The organism is Ensifer sp. LC384 (assembly GCF_001695865.1).
In the GTDB taxonomy this organism is placed as follows: Bacteria; Pseudomonadota; Alphaproteobacteria; order Rhizobiales; family Rhizobiaceae; genus Ensifer.
Map to the genome: position 1 here is coordinate 50,388 of NZ_MBST01000005.1, position 19,023 is coordinate 69,410.

General features: G+C 60.5%; 22 protein-coding genes. 6 read left to right on the top strand and 16 right to left on the bottom strand.

Going from position 1 to position 19,023, the window contains the following annotated elements; translation table 11 throughout:
- Positions 1-207: 207 nt before the first annotated feature.
- The 8 genes from rseP to BC363_RS06760 all read right to left on the bottom strand — a co-directional run bounded on the left by rseP (position 208) and on the right by BC363_RS06760 (position 7,469).
- Complete coding sequence (gene rseP, locus BC363_RS06725; protein WP_065781200.1) at positions 208-1,341, bottom strand: RIP metalloprotease RseP; 1,134 nt, start codon at positions 1,339-1,341, stop codon at positions 208-210.
- Between the two features lie 29 nt (positions 1,342-1,370).
- The gene (locus BC363_RS06730; protein ID WP_065781201.1) at positions 1,371-2,204 is read right to left on the bottom strand and encodes a phosphatidate cytidylyltransferase; all 834 of its coding nucleotides are present in this window, start codon (positions 2,202-2,204) and stop codon (positions 1,371-1,373) included.
- Positions 2,204-2,947 (bottom strand): isoprenyl transferase, encoded by a 744-nt coding sequence (locus BC363_RS06735; protein WP_065781202.1) that lies wholly within the window; start codon positions 2,945-2,947, stop codon positions 2,204-2,206. The genes BC363_RS06730 and BC363_RS06735 overlap by 1 nt, the downstream gene beginning before the upstream one ends.
- A 38-nt stretch (positions 2,948-2,985) precedes the next feature.
- A complete protein-coding gene (gene frr / locus BC363_RS06740; RefSeq protein ID WP_065781203.1) occupies positions 2,986-3,546 on the bottom strand; it encodes a ribosome recycling factor in 561 nt (186 codons plus the stop codon).
- A 52-nt stretch (positions 3,547-3,598) separates the two neighbouring features.
- Positions 3,599-4,321 carry a UMP kinase gene (pyrH, locus tag BC363_RS06745; protein WP_065781306.1) on the bottom strand — a complete coding sequence of 241 codons (723 nt, stop codon included), beginning with the start codon at positions 4,319-4,321 and terminating at the stop codon, positions 3,599-3,601.
- Positions 4,322-4,512: 191 nt separating this feature from the next.
- A complete protein-coding gene (gene tsf / locus BC363_RS06750) occupies positions 4,513-5,436 on the bottom strand; it encodes a translation elongation factor Ts (protein WP_065781204.1) in 924 nt (307 codons plus the stop codon).
- Between the two features lie 257 nt (positions 5,437-5,693).
- Positions 5,694-6,461: a 30S ribosomal protein S2 gene (rpsB, locus tag BC363_RS06755; RefSeq protein WP_053247295.1), complete on the bottom strand. Its 768-nt coding sequence runs from the start codon at positions 6,459-6,461 to the stop codon at positions 5,694-5,696.
- A 180-nt stretch (positions 6,462-6,641) separates the two neighbouring features.
- Positions 6,642-7,469 carry a cell envelope integrity EipB family protein gene (locus BC363_RS06760; RefSeq protein WP_065781205.1) on the bottom strand — a complete coding sequence of 276 codons (828 nt, stop codon included), beginning with the start codon at positions 7,467-7,469 and terminating at the stop codon, positions 6,642-6,644.
- 145 nt (positions 7,470-7,614) lie between these two features.
- Between BC363_RS06760 and BC363_RS06765 the strand changes: the two genes are divergently transcribed.
- Genes BC363_RS06765 through BC363_RS06780 form a run of 4 tightly spaced genes read left to right on the top strand, consistent with a single transcriptional unit; the run spans position 7,615 to position 10,477 of the window.
- On the top strand, positions 7,615-8,082 hold the full coding sequence (locus BC363_RS06765) for a RidA family protein (protein WP_025426816.1): 468 nt from the start codon (positions 7,615-7,617) through the stop codon (positions 8,080-8,082).
- A 13-nt stretch (positions 8,083-8,095) separates the two neighbouring features.
- Entirely contained in the window at positions 8,096-8,821 is a 726-nt protein-coding gene (locus tag BC363_RS06770; RefSeq protein WP_065781206.1) for a glycerophosphodiester phosphodiesterase, read from the top strand.
- Between the two features lie 4 nt (positions 8,822-8,825).
- Positions 8,826-10,013 (top strand): GNAT family N-acetyltransferase, encoded by a 1,188-nt coding sequence (locus BC363_RS06775; RefSeq protein WP_065781207.1) that lies wholly within the window; start codon positions 8,826-8,828, stop codon positions 10,011-10,013.
- 44 nt (positions 10,014-10,057) lie between these two features.
- Complete coding sequence (locus BC363_RS06780; RefSeq protein WP_065781208.1) at positions 10,058-10,477, top strand: HIT family protein; 420 nt, start codon at positions 10,058-10,060, stop codon at positions 10,475-10,477.
- Positions 10,478-10,529: 52 nt separating this feature from the next.
- Here the strand turns inward: BC363_RS06780 and BC363_RS06785 are convergent, their stop codons facing one another.
- From BC363_RS06785 to BC363_RS06820, 8 genes are all read right to left on the bottom strand, one after another.
- The gene (locus tag BC363_RS06785) at positions 10,530-10,874 is read right to left on the bottom strand and encodes an AzlD domain-containing protein (protein ID WP_065781209.1); all 345 of its coding nucleotides are present in this window, start codon (positions 10,872-10,874) and stop codon (positions 10,530-10,532) included.
- Entirely contained in the window at positions 10,871-11,608 is a 738-nt protein-coding gene (locus BC363_RS06790) for an AzlC family ABC transporter permease (protein WP_065781210.1), read from the bottom strand. Before BC363_RS06790 ends, BC363_RS06785 begins: the two co-directional genes overlap by 4 nt.
- Before the next feature lie 83 nt (positions 11,609-11,691).
- On the bottom strand, positions 11,692-14,211 hold the full coding sequence (clpA, locus tag BC363_RS06795; RefSeq protein WP_065781211.1) for an ATP-dependent Clp protease ATP-binding subunit ClpA: 2,520 nt from the start codon (positions 14,209-14,211) through the stop codon (positions 11,692-11,694).
- Between the two features lie 9 nt (positions 14,212-14,220).
- A complete protein-coding gene (gene clpS, locus BC363_RS06800) occupies positions 14,221-14,574 on the bottom strand; it encodes an ATP-dependent Clp protease adapter ClpS (RefSeq protein ID WP_053247287.1) in 354 nt (117 codons plus the stop codon).
- Positions 14,575-14,814: 240 nt separating this feature from the next.
- Entirely contained in the window at positions 14,815-15,168 is a 354-nt protein-coding gene (locus tag BC363_RS06805) for a phasin family protein (RefSeq protein WP_065781212.1), read from the bottom strand.
- Positions 15,169-15,399: 231 nt separating this feature from the next.
- Positions 15,400-15,603 (bottom strand): DUF3126 family protein, encoded by a 204-nt coding sequence (locus tag BC363_RS06810; RefSeq protein WP_003535016.1) that lies wholly within the window; start codon positions 15,601-15,603, stop codon positions 15,400-15,402.
- 100 nt (positions 15,604-15,703) lie between these two features.
- Positions 15,704-16,531: a serine O-acetyltransferase gene (gene cysE, locus BC363_RS06815; RefSeq protein WP_065781213.1), complete on the bottom strand. Its 828-nt coding sequence runs from the start codon at positions 16,529-16,531 to the stop codon at positions 15,704-15,706.
- Between the two features lie 106 nt (positions 16,532-16,637).
- Positions 16,638-17,417, bottom strand: a complete 780-nt coding sequence (locus BC363_RS06820; protein WP_065781307.1) for an alpha/beta hydrolase — start codon at positions 17,415-17,417, stop codon at positions 16,638-16,640.
- A gap of 179 nt (positions 17,418-17,596) precedes the next feature.
- Here BC363_RS06820 and BC363_RS06825 point away from each other — a divergent pair, with 179 nt between their 5' ends.
- Complete coding sequence (locus BC363_RS06825; protein WP_053247284.1) at positions 17,597-17,842, top strand: zinc-finger domain-containing protein; 246 nt, start codon at positions 17,597-17,599, stop codon at positions 17,840-17,842.
- A gap of 11 nt (positions 17,843-17,853) precedes the next feature.
- The gene (locus tag BC363_RS06830) at positions 17,854-19,020 is read left to right on the top strand and encodes an FAD-dependent monooxygenase (RefSeq protein ID WP_065781214.1); all 1,167 of its coding nucleotides are present in this window, start codon (positions 17,854-17,856) and stop codon (positions 19,018-19,020) included.
- The last annotated feature ends 3 nt before the right edge of the window (positions 19,021-19,023 follow it).

A 19,023-nucleotide genomic window follows, 5' to 3' on the forward strand; every position in this document is an offset into this window, starting at 1 on the left:
CCGACTCCGGTCACGGTTGCCGTTTTACCCGCTTTTCCCATACAAGCAAGCCAGCTCGTTAATTTCTGTTTACTTCAATTCGAACCGTGGCTTAACGGCCACTACAGATTCGACTTATCGTAAACAAATCCTTGCTGCACAAGCCATTGAAACCCAATCGTTCACAGTATCGGTCGTCGTTCCCTCTGAACGCTCCGCGGCCGAACGCTAGCCGAAGAACATCGAAATGTCGTTCCAGGTCGCAAAAACCATGAGCATGAGCACCATGGCAAAGCCGATCCGATAAGCGACATCCTGCGCGGCAGCTCCAACCGGCTTTCCGCGCAAGGCCTCAACCGCATAGAACATCAGGTGGCCGCCATCAAGCACCGGAACGGGCATGAGGTTAAGCAATCCTATGGAAACTGACAGGACAGCTGCAAGCTGCAGCACGGCAGCCACACCCAGCGTCGCCATTTGGCCCGAAGCCTGGGCGACACGAATAGGACCGCCCAGCTGATCCGCCTTCATACGCCCCGTTACCAGATTCGCCAGATAGTCGAATGTGCCGGTGACGATGTGCCAGCTTTGCAGCGCACCCTGCCCGATGGCTTCGATCGGCCCGTAGGTAACAAGACGGAAATTGCCGGCATCCTGGTCGGTGACGATACCGATGATTCCGACCTCCATCTTGTTGCCGAACTGGTCCGATATTTCGGTCCGTTCGGGTACCATGGGAAGATCCAGAAATGCACCGTCACGCTCGATCCGGATCTTGATCTCCAGCTCGGGCCGAACGCTCACATAGCGGCGCACATCGTCGAAGGTCGCGACCGGCGTTCCGTCAATGGCGATCAGCCGATCACGCGGAAGAATGCCAGCCTTGTCGGCAGCACTGTTCTCCTTCACCTGAGCGACGACCGGGTCCGCCACCGAACGTCCGTAAACGGCGAACAGAACGGCAAAAATGGCGATGGCAAGGATGAAGTTGGCGATCGGGCCCGCGGCAACTGTCGCCGCACGCTTCCACAGCTTGGCCCCCAGGAAGGTCCGCGACCGTTCTTCCGGCGAGATCGCCTCCAACCGCTTGTAATCCGGCGTGCTGGCCGCGTCTTCATCGCCATAGAACTTGACGTAGCCGCCAAGCGGTACGGCGCAGAATTTCCACCGGGTGCCACGCTTATCGGTCCATCCGAGCAGTTCCGGCCCGAAACCGACCGAGAATGCAAGGATCCGAATGCCCGACCAGCGGCCAACGAGGTAGTGTCCCATTTCGTGCACGAAGACCAAAAGGGTCAGCACCAACAGGAAGGGAACGATGTAACCGGTCACGAATTGCAGGGCATCAAGCAGATACGACATGAGTTTTCCTTAAGTGCCTGCCGGCAGCATTACAGGCCGAGGAGGACCGACCCAAAGGCGATCTGACGCCCCTCGCTGAGGATATACTGTACCAGGACCAAGACCAGCGTGGCGATGCAGGCGAATATCAGACCATCGACCCGATCCATGACCCCACCATGCCCAGGAATGAGATGGCTCGAATCCTTGACGCCAAATCGGCGCTTTATGAAGGATTCGAAGAGGTCTCCGATCTGGCTCGCGACGGAGAGAACCAACGCCACCGCTGGGACACGCAGATCTTGCAGCGGAAAATATGCCATAAAAACGGCAGTGCCTGCCAAAATACCTGAAATCGTCCCGCCAATGGCGCCCGACCAGGTCTTGCCGGGCGAAATACGCGGCGCGAGCTTGGGTCCCCCGATCGCTCGGCCAACGAAGTAGGCAAGAATATCGGTTCCCCAAACGACCGCGAAGACGAACAAGGTCGCAATCAGGCCGGCCTGATCAATCCCGCGCAGGGCCGCCAGCGAGATGCCGGTCAATCCTGCGTAGACGATGCCGCCAGGCAACCACCAGCTGCCCTTCTTGAGCGATACCCAAAGCACTGCGACAACGACGGCAATGAGCAGGGCCGGCAGACTGTAGCCAATGTAACCGAGAAGAATGAGCGCCGCGATTGTCGCCAGCGACAGCCAACCGAAAGCGTTTCCCTGAAAATCGCGTTCCGGAAGACCGGTAATCGTCGACCATTCGTAATAGACGAGCAGCGCGATCAGAACCGAAAGCAGCTGGAAGGCCAAGCCACCGAACCAGGTCGCACCGAGGGCTACCGCCGCGAGCACCACTCCCGAAGCGATGCGAAGCTTGAGTTCTGTTTGCATTACGAACCAACCGCTAACGTCGGCTGCGCCAGACCGCCGAAGCGACGCTCGCGGCAGGCGAATTTCTCGAGCGCCGACAGAAACGTCTCACGCGTGAAGTCTGGCCAAAGCTCCGGAACGAACAGCAGTTCCGAATAGGCGCCCTGCCAAAGAAGAAAGTTTGAAAGCCGCTCCTCGCCGCTGGTGCGAAGAATGAGATCCGGATCGGGAATACCCGCCGTATCGAGCGATGCGGCGATGCGTTCCGGCGTGATGTCCTCTGGCCGCAGACGGCCCTCGGCGACATCGGTTGCCAGGCGCCGCATGGCGCGCGTCAGCTCGTCACGCGCACCGTAGTTGAAGGCGATCACCAGCGTGATGCCGGTGTTCGCACTCGTCGTCTCCTCGGCCTCGATCAGTAGCGGCAGGATATCGCCGCGCAGATTCGATCGCTCCCCGATGATCCGGATGCGAACATTCTCGCGGTGCAAATCGGCAAGATCACGGCGAATGAAGGCTTTGAGCAAGCCCATCAGATCCGTCACCTCGGCCTGCGGCCTGTTCCAGTTTTCGGACGAGAACGCAAAAAGCGTGAGGTAGCGGACACCCGCTTCGGCTGCCGTCTTCACCGCATCACGCACCGCTTCAACACCTTTGCGGTGTCCCATCGTGCGCGGCAGTCCGCGCGCGTTCGCCCAGCGCCCGTTGCCATCCATGATGATGGCAACGTGTTCCGGAACGGTGATCGGGATGAGTTTTTGCATAAGGCGTCCGCGAAAGGAGACTCAGGATCAAGAGCAGATCAGACCTGCATGATTTCCTTTTCCTTATCGGCGAGCAAGCGGTCGATATCGGAAATCGTTTCATCGGTCATCTTTTGCACCCGCTCGGACTGAGCACGGCTGATATCCTGCCCGATGTCGCCATCCTTTTCGGCTTTTTTCAGGTCGTCCATGCCATCACGGCGAACGTGGCGGACGGCGACCTTGGCCTTCTCGGCATAGTCGTGCGCAACCTTGACCAGCGACTTGCGGCGCTCTTCGTTGAGTTCCGGCAGCGGAATGCGCAAATTCTGGCCGTCGATGATCGGGTTCAGGCCGAGGTTCGATTCGCGGATGCCGCGATCGACGGCGCCGACCATCTGCTTGTCCCAGACCGAAACGGACAACATGCGCGGTTCCGGAACGGTGATGTTTGCCACCTGATTGAGCGGAACGCGCGAGCCGTAAGCTTCAACGGTCACCGGGTCGAGAACATTTGCCGACGCGCGGCCGGTGCGCAGCGATGCAATATCGCTCTTGAATGCGGAGATAGCGCCGTCCATGCGACGCTTCAGTTCCTTCAGGTCTACACCTTCACTCATGGTTGGAAACTCCCGTTCTGTCTTTCATCCGCAGATAGCCGTCTTGCAGCTCTTAATTGTCTGTGACGATGGTGGCGCGGCCGCCACCGGTCAATATTTCGGTGAAGCCGCCCTTTTCGTGGATCGAGAAGACCACGATCGGAATGGCGTTCTCGCGCGCGAGCGCCACTGCCGCCACGTCCATCACCGCGAGGCCCTTTTCCAGGACCGCACTATGGGTCAGGCGGTCGAAGCGCGTGGCCGTCGGATCCTTCTTCGGATCGGCTGAATAGATGCCGTCGACCTGTGTACCCTTGAAGATCGCCTGAGCGCCCATTTCGGCTGCGCGCAGGGCGGCTGCAGAATCGGTCGTGAAGAACGGATTGCCCGTCCCGCCTGCAAAGATCACCACGCGTCCGAGCGACAGATGGTGGAGCGTTGCACGCTGCGAGAAGCTCTCGCAGATTTCCGGCATCGCGATTGCCGAGAGCACCACGGTGTCGATGTCGAGCTTGCGCAGAGACGTCGCCAACGCCAGCGCGTTGATGACGGTTGCCAGCATGCCCATGTGGTCGCCGGTCACCCGGTCGCCGCCCTTGGAGGCAACGGCGACGCCGCGGAAGATGTTGCCACCGCCGACGACGACGCCCACTTCGACGCCCATGGCGCGTGCTTCGGCAATATCGGCGGCAATGCGGTCGGCAACCGCCACATCGATGCCGAAGCCCTGGCTTCCCATCAGGGCTTCACCGGAAGCTTTGAGTAGAACACGCTTGTAGATTGGCTCGGCCGGCATCATCGCTCCTGAACAGATCGGTACGCGTGCACGCGAAAAGGCGCGCTGCGTATAAGGACATATTGCGCTACCCGGTTTCAACCGCTGCGGAGCATTTTCCGGCGGGTCCGGCGCATTGACGAAGCCGGATACACGAAGGGCACCGCGTTGTCACGCGATGCCCCACGGTTTTCCAAACAAGGGTGAAGAAATCAGCCCTTGGCGACAGCCGCAACTTCGGCTGCAAAGTCCGATTCTTCCTTCTCGACGCCTTCGCCGAGCAGAAGACGCGCCATGCCGGTCACTTCGATCGGGGCGCCAGCGAGCTTTTCAGCATCCTTGACGGCCTGGCCGACGGTGATTTCCGGGTTCATGACGAAGGCCTGCGACAGCAGGGCGACCTCTTCGAAGAACTTGCGCATACGGCCTTCGACCATCTTTTCGATGATGTTGTCCGGCTTGCCCGAAGCGCGCGACTGTTCGATGAACACGTTGCGCTCGCGCTCGGCGACAGCGGCGTCGACTTCGTCGGCGCGGATTGCCAGCGGGTTGGTGGCGGCAATGTGCATGGCGATCTGGCGACCGACCGAGAACAGAACTTCCTTGTCACCAACCGACTTCAGCGCGACGAGAACGCCGAGCTTGCCGATGCCGTCGCCGGCCGCGTTGTGGATGTAGGTGGCAACGACGCCGTCTTCGACCTTGAGCAGGGCTGCGCGGCGAAGCGTCATGTTCTCGCCGATCGTGGCGATCGCGTCCTTGATCGTGTCGTCGACCGACTTGCCGGTTGCCGGGTAGTTGGCGTTTGCAATGGCTTCGACAGAACCGTCGGTACCGAGCGCGACGTTGGCAACGCCACGAACGAGCTCCTGGAAGGCTTCGTTGCGGGCAACGAAGTCGGTCTCGGAGTTGATTTCGACGACAACGGCCTTGACGCCGCCGCTGACAATACCGATGAGGCCTTCAGCAGCCGTGCGGCCCGACTTCTTGTCGGCCTTGGCGATGCCCTTGGCACGCAGCCAGTCGATCGCAGCTTCCATGTCGCCGTTGGTTTCGGCGAGAGCCTTCTTGCAATCCATCATGCCTGCGCCGGTCTTTTCGCGCAGTTCCTTCACCATTGCTGCAGTTACACTCATCTTTTTGCCTCTTTGTCTGTTTGGCTGGCGCGCTGCCCGCAAGTGGCGCGGCACCAGGAGGTGTGGCAGGGGAATGGCTTGCGTATGTGACACCGTGATGAACGCGCCCACCGCTGTCGTGTCCGGGGCGCGGATCGCCGGCCCAAGCCGCTTCATCCCTCGCTGAAAAGAACAAGGCCGTTCAGACTTTTCATCACAAACGGCCTCGCCCCGACATTAGATTGGTGCGGCGGTCCGATGCCCGCCGCGCCGTCCGATCAGGCTTCGGAGGCTTCGTCGAGCGCCGGCTCGACCATAGCTTCAGCCGATGCGCCGAGATCGCGGCCCGATGCGCCCTGCTGACGGGCAATGCCGTCGATGGCGGCACGAGCGATGAGATCGCAGTAAAGAGCGATCGCACGCGAAGCGTCGTCGTTGCCCGGGATCGGGTAGTCGATCTGGTCCGGATCGCAGTTGGAGTCGATAACCGCAACAACCGGGATGCCAAGGCGCTTGGCTTCGTCGATTGCGATCGATTCCTTGTTGGTGTCGATGATGAACATCAGGTCCGGTGTGCCGCCCATATCGCGGATACCACCGAGAGCGCGGTTCAGCTTTTCGCGTTCGCGCTCGAGGTTCAGACGCTCCTTCTTCGTGAAGCCGGAAGCTTCCGAAGCGAGGATTTCGTCGAGCTTGCGCAGGCGCTGGATCGAGTTCGAAATCGTCTTCCAGTTGGTCATCATGCCGCCGAGCCAGCGAGCGTTGACGTAGTACTGGGCCGAACGCTTGGCAGCGTCAGCAATGATTTCCGAAGCCTGGCGCTTGGTGCCGACGAACAGGACGCGGCCGCCGTTGGCGACGGTGTCGCTAACGATCTGCAGGGCGCGCGACAGCATCGGAACGGTCTGTGCGAGGTCGATGATGTGAACGTTGTTACGATCGCCGAAGATGTAGGGCTTCATCTTCGGGTTCCAGCGGTGCGTCTGGTGGCCGAAGTGAACACCAGCTTCAAGCAGCTGGCGCATGCTAAAATCAGGCAATGCCATGCCTTTTCTCCTTTTCCGGTTGAACCTCCGCGAGACGTCGAGCTCATCTTTCGAAAAGCCCACCGGCGGAACGAACCGGATTTCTCCCGGAACATCCCATGCCTCACGTGTGGAATGGGCAGCCCCTTACCGGCAACTGCCCGACAAATCAAGACTTGAAGTCTGTTTTTGTCATATCGACTACTTGCATTCTTCCGATTTGAAGACTTCGAGATCCGCGAGCTTGCCGCTCAGCACGAAGTCGCCGTAGTCCATCGTCAGGTCGCGGGTGATGCCGTTTTCGTAGAGTTTGAACGACATGCGATAGATCGGCAGCGCGTCGCCACCCTTGTCGTCGTTGAAGTAGGAGATGGTGACCGGCCAATAATTCTCGGCGCCGAGCTTGCCGGCCTTGCCCGCATCCGGCTCATCGGGCGTCGGCTTGCGCGACTTGCCGACGAAGGTCGAGGTGATCAGCGTCTTGTCACCCGAATCGGAGCCATCGAAGATCCGTGCCTCGAAGAAGCTCTCACCTTTCTTGGCGCGATCGATGACTTCGACCATGTGCTCGGTCGGAAACCGGCTTGCCGCCAGCTCGACCTCACGCTTGTCCGGCGCAGTCAGCTCGACCTTGACGCCGGTCTTGTCGTCATGGGCCGTGCCGCGCACTTCCTTGTCGAGTTTTTCGTCGGTGAAGGAGCGGGTCAGAAAACGGAAGTTGCCCGTCTTCAGATCCTCGTAGGTGGTTGTCTGCTGGTCGGTCATGCGCGTCTCTTCGCCGGTATTAACCTGCGTCACGAAGCGGAAGCTGACCGTATATCCCTCGCAAGCCGATCCGTTGAACTCGTAGACCATGCGGCCGTACATGCCGGAAATGCCCGAGCGGTCGGAAGCATCCTTGAGCTCGAGATCGTAGACGGCTCGATGCGGCACGAGGACACTTGCGCTTGCCGCATCGATGCCCGCAACCGTCATAACAGCGAAGCAGGCGCTGCCCAAACTTGCGAGACCGAAGCCTTTACGAAACATCCGTTTCCTCCTGTTGGACTCGCCGGCAATGCTATAAACAAGCTTTCGGCAGAAGCGAGGCGTCACCACATTTAAATGCCAGCGCCCCGCAGCGATCCGGTCTGAATGCCGGATTTTAACACAAAAGACAACAACGGAGCTTTCCATGTCCGCAGAGATCGAAACGCGCCTCAAGGACCTCGGCGTCACCCTTCCCCAGGCAGCAGCCCCGGCGGCGAACTACGTGCCCTACGTCATCAGCGGCTCGATGCTCTACATCTCCGGACAGCTGCCGATGGAAGGCGGAAAGATCGCCGTCACCGGGCATGTGGGCAAGGACGTTGACGTCGCGGGCGCCCAGCGCGCCGCCGAACTCTGCGCCATCAATATTCTCGCACAGGCCAAATCCGCGCTTGGCGGCGACCTCGGCCGTATTCGCCGGCTGGTCAAGATCAACGGCTTCGTCGCCTCCACGCCCGAATTCATTGAACAGCACCTCGTGCTCAATGGTGCCTCCAACCTTCTGGCCAACGTCCTTGGTGACGCCGGCAAGCACGCGCGCGCTGCCGTCGGCATGGCCGCCCTGCCCTTCAATGCCGCCGTCGAGATCGACGCGGTCATCGAGATCGCTTGATCGGGTGCCGGGCATGACGGATATTTCCTGGCTGAAGGCTCAGCCGATCGCCCATCGCGGCTATCACGACATGAACAAGCAGGTGTGGGAAAATACACTTTCGGCGTTTTCCCGCGCGCTCGATGCCGGCTTTGCGATCGAATGCGATCTGCAATACACCGCCGACAGCGTGCCGGTGGTCTTTCACGACGACGATACAGAACGGTTGTGCGGCATCAAGGGTGACGTGCGATCGAGAACCGCCGGCGAACTCGGCCTGATGTCCATCGGCGGGACGAAGGACAAGGTTCCGACGCTGTCGCAGATGCTACGGCTCGTCAAAGGGCGGGTGCCGCTCGTCATCGAACTCAAGGGACGCAAGGACGACGACGAGGGATTTGCCGCAGCGGTCCTGGAAACGCTCGAAGACTACAAGGGCCATGTCGCCCTGATGAGCTTCGACCATTGGCTGCTCAAGGACCTGAAAGCGCTCGATGCGCCCTACCCGCTCGGGCTGACCGCCGAGGGTGCAAGGCCGGAAACTTTCTTCGTGCACGAGGAGGCCATGCAACTCGGCCTCGACTTCATCTCCTACCACTACGGCCATCTGCCGAACTCGTTCATTACCAAGGAACGGACGCTCGGCCGTACGATCATCACCTGGACCGTTCGCGACAGGCAGGCCGAAGAATACACCTACACCCATGCCGACCAGATGACCTTCGAGGGTTTCGACCCGCGGGAGGCATTGATTTCCTGAGCTCATGTCCGACGCCGTCACCATCCGCATAGCGCAATCCTTCTCCGAGATACCGGCGGCGCGCTGGAACATGCTTTCCGGCGCGGCGAAGGGGAAACGGGGCTCCGCCTATAACCCGTTCGTCTCGCATGCCTATCTCTCGGCGCTGGAGGAATCGGGCTCAGCCACCGCCAAGACCGGCTGGCTCGGCCAACACCTGCTGATGGAAAGCGCCGATGGCCAGCTTCAGGGCGCGCTCGTCTGCTATCTCAAGAGCCACAGCCAGGGCGAATATGTCTTCGATCATGGCTGGGCGGATGCGTTCGAGCGTGCCGGCGGCCGCTATTATCCCAAACTTCAAGGCTCCATTCCCTTCACGCCCGTAACCGGGCCGCGGCTCCTGACGGTTACGGGCCAAGACGGCTCGCCCGTGCAGGATGGGCTTGCGGCGGGCCTGAAGGAGCTAACACGACGGCACGATGCCTCATCTGCGCATGTAACCTTCGTGCGGGAATCGGAAATGCCGGTTTTCGAACGGGCCGGCTTTCTGCATCGCACCGACCAGCAGTTCCATTTCCTGAATGAAGGTTACGGATCCCATAGCGATTTCCTTGAGACGCTGGCATCCCGAAAGCGCAAGGCTCTGAAGAAAGAGCGCCGCACCGCACTCGAAAACGACATCACGATCGACTGGTTGACCGGCAGCGATCTGACGGAAGCGATCTGGGATCAATTCTTCGGGTTCTACATGGACACCGGCAGCCGCAAGTGGGGGCGCCCCTATCTCACTCGCGCCTTTTATTCGCTGATCGGCGAGCGCATGGCGGACGACATCGTTCTGGTGATGGCACGGCGCAACGGCCGCTATATCGCCGGCGCGATCAACTTCATCGGCGGCGACGCGCTTTATGGCCGCCACTGGGGCTGCATCGAGGACCACCCTTTCCTGCACTTCGAAGTCTGCTATCACCAGGCCATCGATTTCGCCATCGCGAAGGGCCTCAAGCGCGTGGAAGCCGGTGCGCAGGGCGAGCACAAGCTCGCCCGCGGCTACATGCCGGTAACGACCCATTCGGCCCACTACATCAGCCATCCCGGTCTCGCCCGTGCGGTCTCGGACTATCTCGCTCGCGAGCGCAGGGACGTGGAGGAAACCGCCGAGTTTCTTGCAGAGCACGGTCCTTTCCGCAAAGGTGAGCGCCAGGACGACTGAACCGCTCTCCAGCGCTGGCCGGATCCAATCTACGAGGAAAAACAATGAGCGTTTACGACACCAACAATATCTTCGCGAAAATCCTGCGGGGCGAGATCCCGTCGCACCGGGTCTACGAGGACGATGCAACCATCGCCTTCATGGACGTGATGCCGCAAGCCGAAGGCCACATCCTCGTGGTCCCCAAGACCCCCTCCCGCAACTTGCTGGACGCCGACACAGCAAGCCTGCCGGCACTGATCACCGCCGTTCAGAAAATTGCCGTTGCCGCCAAAGACGCCTTCGACGCCGACGGGGTAACGATCATGCAGTTCAACGAGGCACCTGCCGGCCAGTCCGTCTTCCACCTGCACTTCCACGTCATCCCGCGGCGCCACGGCGTTCCGCTGAAACCGCATTCCGGCACGATGGAAGATGGTGCGGTGCTGGCCGCCAACGCCGAAAAAGTGCGCCAGGCGCTTTAGATGCAAATCTGACGGCCGCGTTAACAGCTGTCACCGGCTGCGCATTGCGTCTCTAAAAACCCAACCACCATAGCCCGGCGGCCAACGTTGCGATCGTTGTCGCTATCCCGATTGCCGGTTTGCGACCGAGCAGGAAGAATGCCGCCGCCCCAATCGCGACGGCTCCCAGGCGCAGCCACAGCGGCGACTGCTCGAGAACGCCTGTTGGGTAGAGAATGAGCTTGGCGATGACGGCTGCGACAAGCGCAGTCGCCACTGCCCTGACCCAGTTCAGCGCCTCGGAATCATCGCGCAACCGGTTCCCGGCGATCACGCCCAACCAGCGCCAGATGTCGGTCGCAAGCCAGCCGGCGATCGCAATGAACGCATAGGCCCACCAGCCGTCATGCCAAGTCATGCGCCGATCTCCCGGCGGCGGCGCCACAGCCGTTCGACCGCCCAGGCCAGCGTGCCACCACCGACACCCGCCAGCAGAATGTCGAATTCAGGGGCGAGCCAATAGAACAATGGGCCGGCCAAGAGACCGAACAGCAGCGCGATATAGACGACCGGATGGCGCGCCGAGTGCCAGATCGAGGCCAGGAAATAGATCGGCGTCAGGAAGAACAGACAGCTAGCGACGATCGGCGGAAAATTAGCGACGAAATGATAGACGATGGCGACCAGCACCATATTGGCCACCACAAGCGTGATGCCGAAGCCGGCGAAGAAGGCAACACGCTTGTCGCGCGGCACCGCCTGCACCTTCTCCATCGCGAAAACCCAGGCCGTGATCGCGACGAAATGCGACAGAAACAACAGGAGCCATGTCGGCGTCCTCGACGTGCGCAATTCGGGAATGAGCGCCGCAACCATCGGCATCAGGCGGACGGACGAGAGCGACACGGCCAGGAAGGCCGCCGCCAGGCTTGCACCGCTCATCATCGAGCTGACGAGAATGACCTTCGCCGGCAGCGCCCAAACCATGCCGGTCATGAAGACGACCTGCAGCGGTGGAATTCCAGCCTGAGCGGTCAGGGAGCAGAAGCCAACGAAGGACAGCATCAGGATAAAGGCCGGGAGGCTGAACAGGCCACGCATGCCGGTTAGAAACCAGACAACCGACGACTGGTCGTTTTCATCACTCTTCATCAGCCGTTCCGGAATTGCTTTCATTCAGAGAAACGCTGCCGGATGGGTCCATCCGGCAGCGCCAAACATCGTGTCCGGTCGGACTATTTCTTGCGTGGCACCTTCGGCACCGTCTTGCCTTTTCGCGGGCTCGCCTCGCTGGCAACCTTGCCTTCGGCGTCCGAGGACGACTTGGCTGCTGTCTTCTTCGGCTTGGCCTTCGGTGCGGGTTCAGCCCCGACGGCTTCCTTTTCCTCGGCCTTCTTCGGCTTGGCATTCTTCATCGCCGGGCGGGTCACTTCTGCCTTCGGCTTGATCGGCGCCGTTTCCGGCACGGCATCAAGCAGCAGCCCCTTGGTTCCGTCGGCCTTCGTGCCGATCGTCACGCGCAGTACGCCACCCTTCTTCAACTTGCCGAACAGAATTTCGTCGGCAAGCGGCTTCTTGATGTGCTCCTGGATGACGCGGGCGAGCGGCCGCGCACCCATCTTCTCGTCGTAGCCTTTCTCGGCAAGCCAGGCGATGGCGTCAGGCGCCAGGTCGAACGTGACGTTGCGTTCGGCGAGCTGAGTCTCGAGCTGCATGACGAACTTCTGCACGACCTGATGGATGACCGGTGTCGGCAGCGATGCGAACGGGATGACCGCATCGAGACGGTTGCGGAACTCCGGCGTGAACAGGCGGTTCAGCGCTTCCTCGTCCTCGCCGGTGCGCTTGGACGAGCCGAAGCCGATCGCAGCCCTTGCCATTTCCGAAGCGCCCGCATTGGTCGTCATGATCAGGATGACGTTGCGGAAGTCGATCTTCTTGCCGTTGTGGTCCGTGAGCGACCCATGGTCCATGACCTGCAGCAGAATGTTGAACAGGTCCGGATGCGCCTTCTCGATTTCGTCGAGCAACAGCACGCAATGCGGATGCTGGTCGACGCCATCGGTCAGAAGACCGCCCTGGTCGAAGCCGACATAGCCGGGAGGTGCACCGAGCAGCCGCGATACCGTGTGCCGCTCCATGTATTCCGACATGTCGAAACGCAGAAGCTCAACGCCGAGAGACGTTGCAAGCTGCTTGGCAACTTCGGTCTTGCCGACGCCCGTCGGGCCCGAGAAGACGTAGCAACCGATCGGCTTGTTCGGTTCGCGCAACCCCGCGCGGGCAAGCTTGATCGACGAGGCGAGCGCCTCAATCGCCAGATCCTGGCCGTAGACGACGGAACGCAGTTCCTTCTCGAGGTTGGCCAGCACCGCTTCGTCGTCCTTGGAGACGGTCTTCGGCGGAATGCGGGCCATTGTCGCGATGGTCGCTTCGATCTCCCGCTCGGTAATCAGTTTGCGGCGCTTGCCGACCGGCAGCAGCATCTGGGCCGCACCGGATTCGTCGATCACGTCGATCGCCTTGTCCGGCAGCTTGCGGTCGTTGATGTAGCGGGCCGAAAGCTCGACCGCTGCCTTGATGGCCTCGTTCGAGTATTTCAGATGATGATAGTCCTCGAAGTACGGCTTCAGACCCTTCATGATCTCGATCGTATCGGCGATCGTCGGCTCGTTGACGTCGATCTTCTGGAAGCGACGCACCAGCGCGCGGTCCTTCTCGAAGAACTGCCGGTATTCCTTGTAGGTGGTCGACCCGATGCAGCGGATCGCGCCGGACGAAAGCGCCGGCTTCAACAGGTTCGACGCGTCCATCGCGCCGCCAGAGGTGGCACCAGCACCGATGACCGTATGGATTTCATCGATGAACAGCACCGCACCCGGGTAATCCTCAAGCTCCTTGACGACCTGCTTCAGGCGCTCTTCGAAATCGCCGCGATAACGCGTTCCGGCCAGCAGCGTGCCCATGTCGAGCGAGAAGATCGTCGCGTCCTGGAGCGCCTCCGGCACCTTCTTTTCGATGATACGCTTGGCAAGGCCCTCGGCGATCGCCGTCTTGCCAACGCCAGGGTCGCCGACATAGAGCGGATTGTTCTTCGAGCGACGGCAGAGAATCTGGATCGTGCGATTGACCTCGGCGTGGCGGCCGATCAGCGGGTCGATCTTGCCGGATTTCGCCTTTTCGTTGAGGTTGATGCAATAGGCCGTCAGGGCATCCTGCTGCTTCTTGGCGCTCGCCTCCTCGTTTTCGCGTGCAGGCTTCTGCTCGGATTCGTGTTCCTCGGCCCCGCGCACCGGACGTGCCTCGGAGCTTCCCGGACGTTTGCCGATACCATGCGAGATGAAGTTGACCGCGTCGTAGCGCGTCATCTCCTGCTCTTGCAGGAAATAGGCTGCATGGCTCTCGCGCTCAGCGAAGATCGCAACGAGCACGTTTGCCCCCGTCACTTCCTCTCGTCCAGACGATTGAACATGAATGACGGCCCGCTGGATGACACGCTGGAAACCGGCGGTCGGCTTGGAATCCTCGTCATAGCCGGTGATCAGGTTCGACAGTTCGTTGTCGACATAGTCTGTCACGGTCTTGCGCAGCGTCTCGAGATTGACGTTGCACGCGCCCATCACGGCCGCTGCATCGGCATCGTCGATCAATGCCAAAAGCAGATGCTCAAGCGTCGCATATTCGTGGTGGCGCTCGTTGGCAAAAGTCAGTGCCTGGTGCAGCGCCTTTTCGAGGCTGGGCGAAAATGTTGGCACGTTAGTTCCTCATTTCTTTTCCATGACGCATTGCAACGGATGCTGATGCTGGCGGGCGAAATCCATCACCTGCGTCACCTTCGTTTCGGCGACTTCGTACGTAAAGACGCCGCACTCCCCCACACCGTGATTGTGAACGTGGAGCATGATGCGAGTCGCCTCTTCCGGATTCTTCTGAAAAAAACGTTCCAGAATGTGGATGACAAACTCCATTGGTGTGTAATCGTCATTCAAAAGCAGAACGCGATACAAACTCGGCTTCTTGGTCTTCGGCTTGGTGCGCGTGATGACGGAGGTGCTGCGATTGCTGCCGCCTCCTTCGTCGTCGCTTCCTTGCTGCATCCGGACCGGCGTGGCGATCATTCGTGTCTTTTCCTTAGTACAAGCCGCGGATCCATCTGATGTGGCCGCAGCGTGCTTGCCCTTTATCTAATGGTTCGTTTCTAGATTTTAAGACCGAACCAACGCACTGCAATCATAATCGCACGGAGAAGCATAAGATTGATCAACTTTCTTCGATCCACCGCGAAGTGTCCAAAACAGCAAAAAGGCCGGTCGCAGTATCGGCGACCGGCCTTTCAATGACGGCAGTGATCCGTGGATTTAGGCGGCAGCGGCGGCCTTGACCGCTGCGGTTGCCTTGGCAACCGGCGCCTCGTACGGCTTGTAGGCATCCTTGGCGAGGTCGGCATACATCTCGCCGATCTTCGTCGCCTCGGCGAAGAAGCCCTCGCAGCTCGACTTCAGGAAGTTGGTCTGCAGTTCGAAAGCCGTCTCGATGCTCTTGGCGCTGGAGAGCTTCTCCACGTGCGCAACGCTGTCTTCGAAGGACTTCTTGGAAAAATCGGCAGCCTCGGTCGCAATGGCCTGAAGGCCCTTGGTCCAAGCGGAATAGCTTTTCACAGCCACGTCAATGGCTTCCTTGCTTTTCTTGTTTGCATCATCGAAGTTGAACATCGGGTGTCTCCTTAGTGACGGCCTGATCTGGAGGCTTCAGTTTATGTGCACTGCACAAAAAGTCAAGTCGAGCGTGCAGCGCAATAAAACACTGTACTTGCAACAGCTTGATGAAAAAACGCCGCCGACGCTCAAATTTCTTCGGCTTTGCGCTCTGAAAAACGTGAAAGCATAGAAAAACCCGGCGCGATTGCTCGCCACCGGGTCATCCGAAATCGGTCGATCAGCGACTTAGAGGTCGATGTCGAGGATCGCCATGGAGAAGTTGTAGGACAGTTCGCCATCTTCTTCGTCGCGGAAGACGACGCCGAGGAATTCGTCACCGAGATAGACTTCAGCCGACTCGTCCTTCTTCGGGCGAGCCTTGACGACCATCGACTGGTTGAACGTGCGCTTGAGGTAGGCTTCAAGCTTGCGGATTTCTTCGGGCTTCAAATGTCTTCTCCGTAGCCGTTTTTGATGTGCGGCGCTTCTCGCACGCTGCATTGGCGGGTGTAAACCCCTCGAAAGCGGCTACGCACCGGTTCCCGATGGTTCAGATTTCGAAGCTGGTCAGGATCTGGTCCATCTGGCGCGACGGTTCGGAACACCCGGCTTCGCCGACGACCTTGGCCGGAACGCCGGCAACCGTCGTTTTCGGCGGCACCGGCTTCAGGACGACCGAGCCGGCGGCAATGCGCGAGCAGTGGCCGATGTGAATATTGCCGAGAATCTTGGCGCCCGCGCCGATCAGCACGCCGTCAGCGATCTTCGGATGACGGTCGCTGCCTTCCTTGCCGGTGCCGCCAAGCGTCACGCCATGCAGGATCGAAACGTTGTCTCCGATGACAGCGGTCTCGCCGACGACCAGGCCGGTGGCGTGATCGAGGAAGATGCCGCGGCCGATCCGAGCCGCCGGATTGATATCGGTCTGGTAGACGCTGGATGCCCTGCTCTGCAGATAAAACGCGAAATCCCGGCGGCCGCGCTTCAAAAGCCAATGGGCGAGACGATGCGTCTGGATCGCGTGGAAGCCCTTGAAGTAAAGCACGGGCTCGAGGAATCGGGTGCAGGCCGGGTCACGATCGTAGACCGCCTGGATATCGACACGCAGGATCGTGCCCCATTCCGGCCAATCCTCCAGCATTTCGGCAAATGTCTGCCGCAGCAGGTTCGCCTGCAGATCGGGATGATCGAGGCGCTCGCAGATGCGGTAGATGACACTTTCTTCCAGCGAGTGCTGGTTGACGACCGTAGAGTAGAGGAAGGCGGCAAGCATCGGATCCTGCTCGGCGGCAAGGCGGGCCTCCTCGCGCAGGCTGCTCCAGATCGGATCCATCAGCTTGAGGGATTCCGTCTGACGAAGTTCGGTGGTCGCGACCATCGTCGCACTCCTTCTCAATCGGTCTATGCCGTCAATATAGGGGAAATCCGGCGAGACATAAATGGCCTGACCCCAGTTCGACCAAAGGTCGCAGACACACCTACGCTCACCCCACCTCTTCGAGGAACTCGAGTACGGCCTTCTTGAACACCCGGTCACCGACCGCAAGCATATGGTCCCTGCCCGGAATATCAAGCGCGCGGGCGTCCGGCATCAGGTCCGCAAGCTCTTGCGGCGAGCCGGCGATATCGTCCTTGGTGCCGACGCCGATCAATGCCGGAATGTCGATGCGACCCATGTCCTCGGCGGTCAGAAGGTCGCGGGACGTCGATATGCAGGCGGCCAGTGCCTGGCGATCGCTCTTGGTCTGGTCGGCAAAGGCGCGGAACATGCGGCCGCGCGCATGCGTCACCACGTCGAGCGACGGCGCCGCGAGCGCGTCGGCGATCGGGTCCCAATCCCCGACCCCGGTTACCATGCCGATACCGAGGCCACCGAACACCACCGAGCGCACGCGGTCGGGATGGGCCAACGCCAGGAATGCGGAGATGCGTGCGCCCATCGAGTAGCCCATCACATGCGCCTCGGCGATGCGGAGATGCCCGAGCAACGCAACCGCGTCGCCGGCCATCTGCTGGGGATGGTAGAGGGCCGGATCATAAGGCTTGCTGCTTTTCCCATGGCCGCGGTTGTCGAATGCGATCACCCGGTATCCGGCATCGCCAAGCGTCTTCAGCCAACCGGGAAAAACCCAATTGACATTGGCGCTCGAAGCAAAGCCGTGAATAAGCAGGATCGGCGCACCGGAAGGATCGCCCTCATCGAAGAAGGCGATATCCAGCCCTTCATGCGTGAAGTGCGAAAACGGCGGCGGATTGAGATCCATCATTCTAGTCCTTGAGGCGGTATCGGTTTGCCGCAACCTAATTTGTCACCCCGATCAGGGAAACCCCGAGCCGGCAAAAACCACAGGTGCGACGTGTTTGCCGCTACACTTTTGCAACAAAGCTCACTATGGTGCCGGCAAATTCGACCCTCAAAGACTTGCATACATCGGAGCATGACATGGCCGGCCACAGCATCCCCCATTTCCAGAATGACGGCGGACACCAGGCAATCGAGATCGGCGTCAAGGAATTCATGTGCACCGGCGCGTCCGTTCCCTACGACCATCCGCACATCTTCATCGACATGGGCGACGACAACGAAAAAGTCTGCTCCTACTGCTCGACGCTCTATCGCTACAATCCGAAGCTGAAGGCGACCGAAACCAACCCGCCGGGCTGTCTCTTCACCTTTCAGGCAGCCTGATCCCCACGCGGATGTCGAAAGCGGTCGCGATCGTCGGTGCCGGCGTCGGCGGGCTCACGGCGGCGCTGTGCCTCGCGCATCGCGGCTTCAACGTCGACATTATCGAACAGGCGGCCGTTCTGACCGAGGTCGGGGCCGGGCTTCAGCTGTCTCCGAATGCATCGCGCATCCTCGGCGAACTCGGTCTTCTCGACGCGCTTGAAGCCGTGTGGACCGAGCCTGATGCCATCACGCTTGTCGATGGAAAATCCCTTCGTTCACTTGCACGCGTTCCCTCAGGACGTTTTGCCCGGGACCGCTGGCGCGCGCCCTATGGCGTGCTGCATCGGGCAAGCCTTCAAAGAATCCTTTCTGCCGCCGTCATGGCCGAGCCGCGCTGCCGCGTTCATCTCGGACACCGCATCGATGGAGAGGCCCAACAGGCGATCGCCTCCATCACCAAGCGAGAGCCGGCGCTGATCATCGGCGCCGATGGCATCTGGTCGCGCCTGCGCACCGCCATTGCGGGTGCCGGCACCGTCCAGTTTTCTGGCAACGTCGCCTGGCGCATGACGGTCACGCGCGATGCCGCCGCCAGCCTTCTTCAACCGGATTGCGTGACCGCCTTTCTTGGCGCGCGGGCGCATCTGGTCGCCTACCCCTTACGGGAGATCGACGGCTTCAACCTGGTTGCTATCATCGAGGGCAAGGAAACCGACGGCGTCTGGGTCGGCAAGGATTCCGAAGGCCGGCGTCGCGACTATCTCGAAGCCTTTTCCGGCTGGAACGGCGACGTGCAGGCGCTGCTGAAAAAAGCCGATGCCCCGACCTATTGGCCGCTTTGCACGGTGACCGACGGCGCCTGGCAGGATGGGCGAAAGACTGTTCTGATCGGCGACGCCGCCCATGCGATGACGCCGTTTGCGGCGCAAGGTGCTGCCATGGCGATCGAGGATGCATACGAGCTTGCTGCCTGCCTCGGCGGCACAAACGATATCGGCGAAGCCCTGAAAGCCTTCGAGACCATACGCCGGCCGCGCATCGCCCAAGTGCGCCGCCGCGCCGCCTTCAACCGCTTCGCCTATCATGCCCGTGGCCCATTCCGGCTCGGGCGAAATATCGTCCTGTCGATGAAGGGTCCGGAAGCGCTCGCAGCCGATTTCGATTGGCTCTACGGCTACGGCGCTCCCGAACGCTGAAAC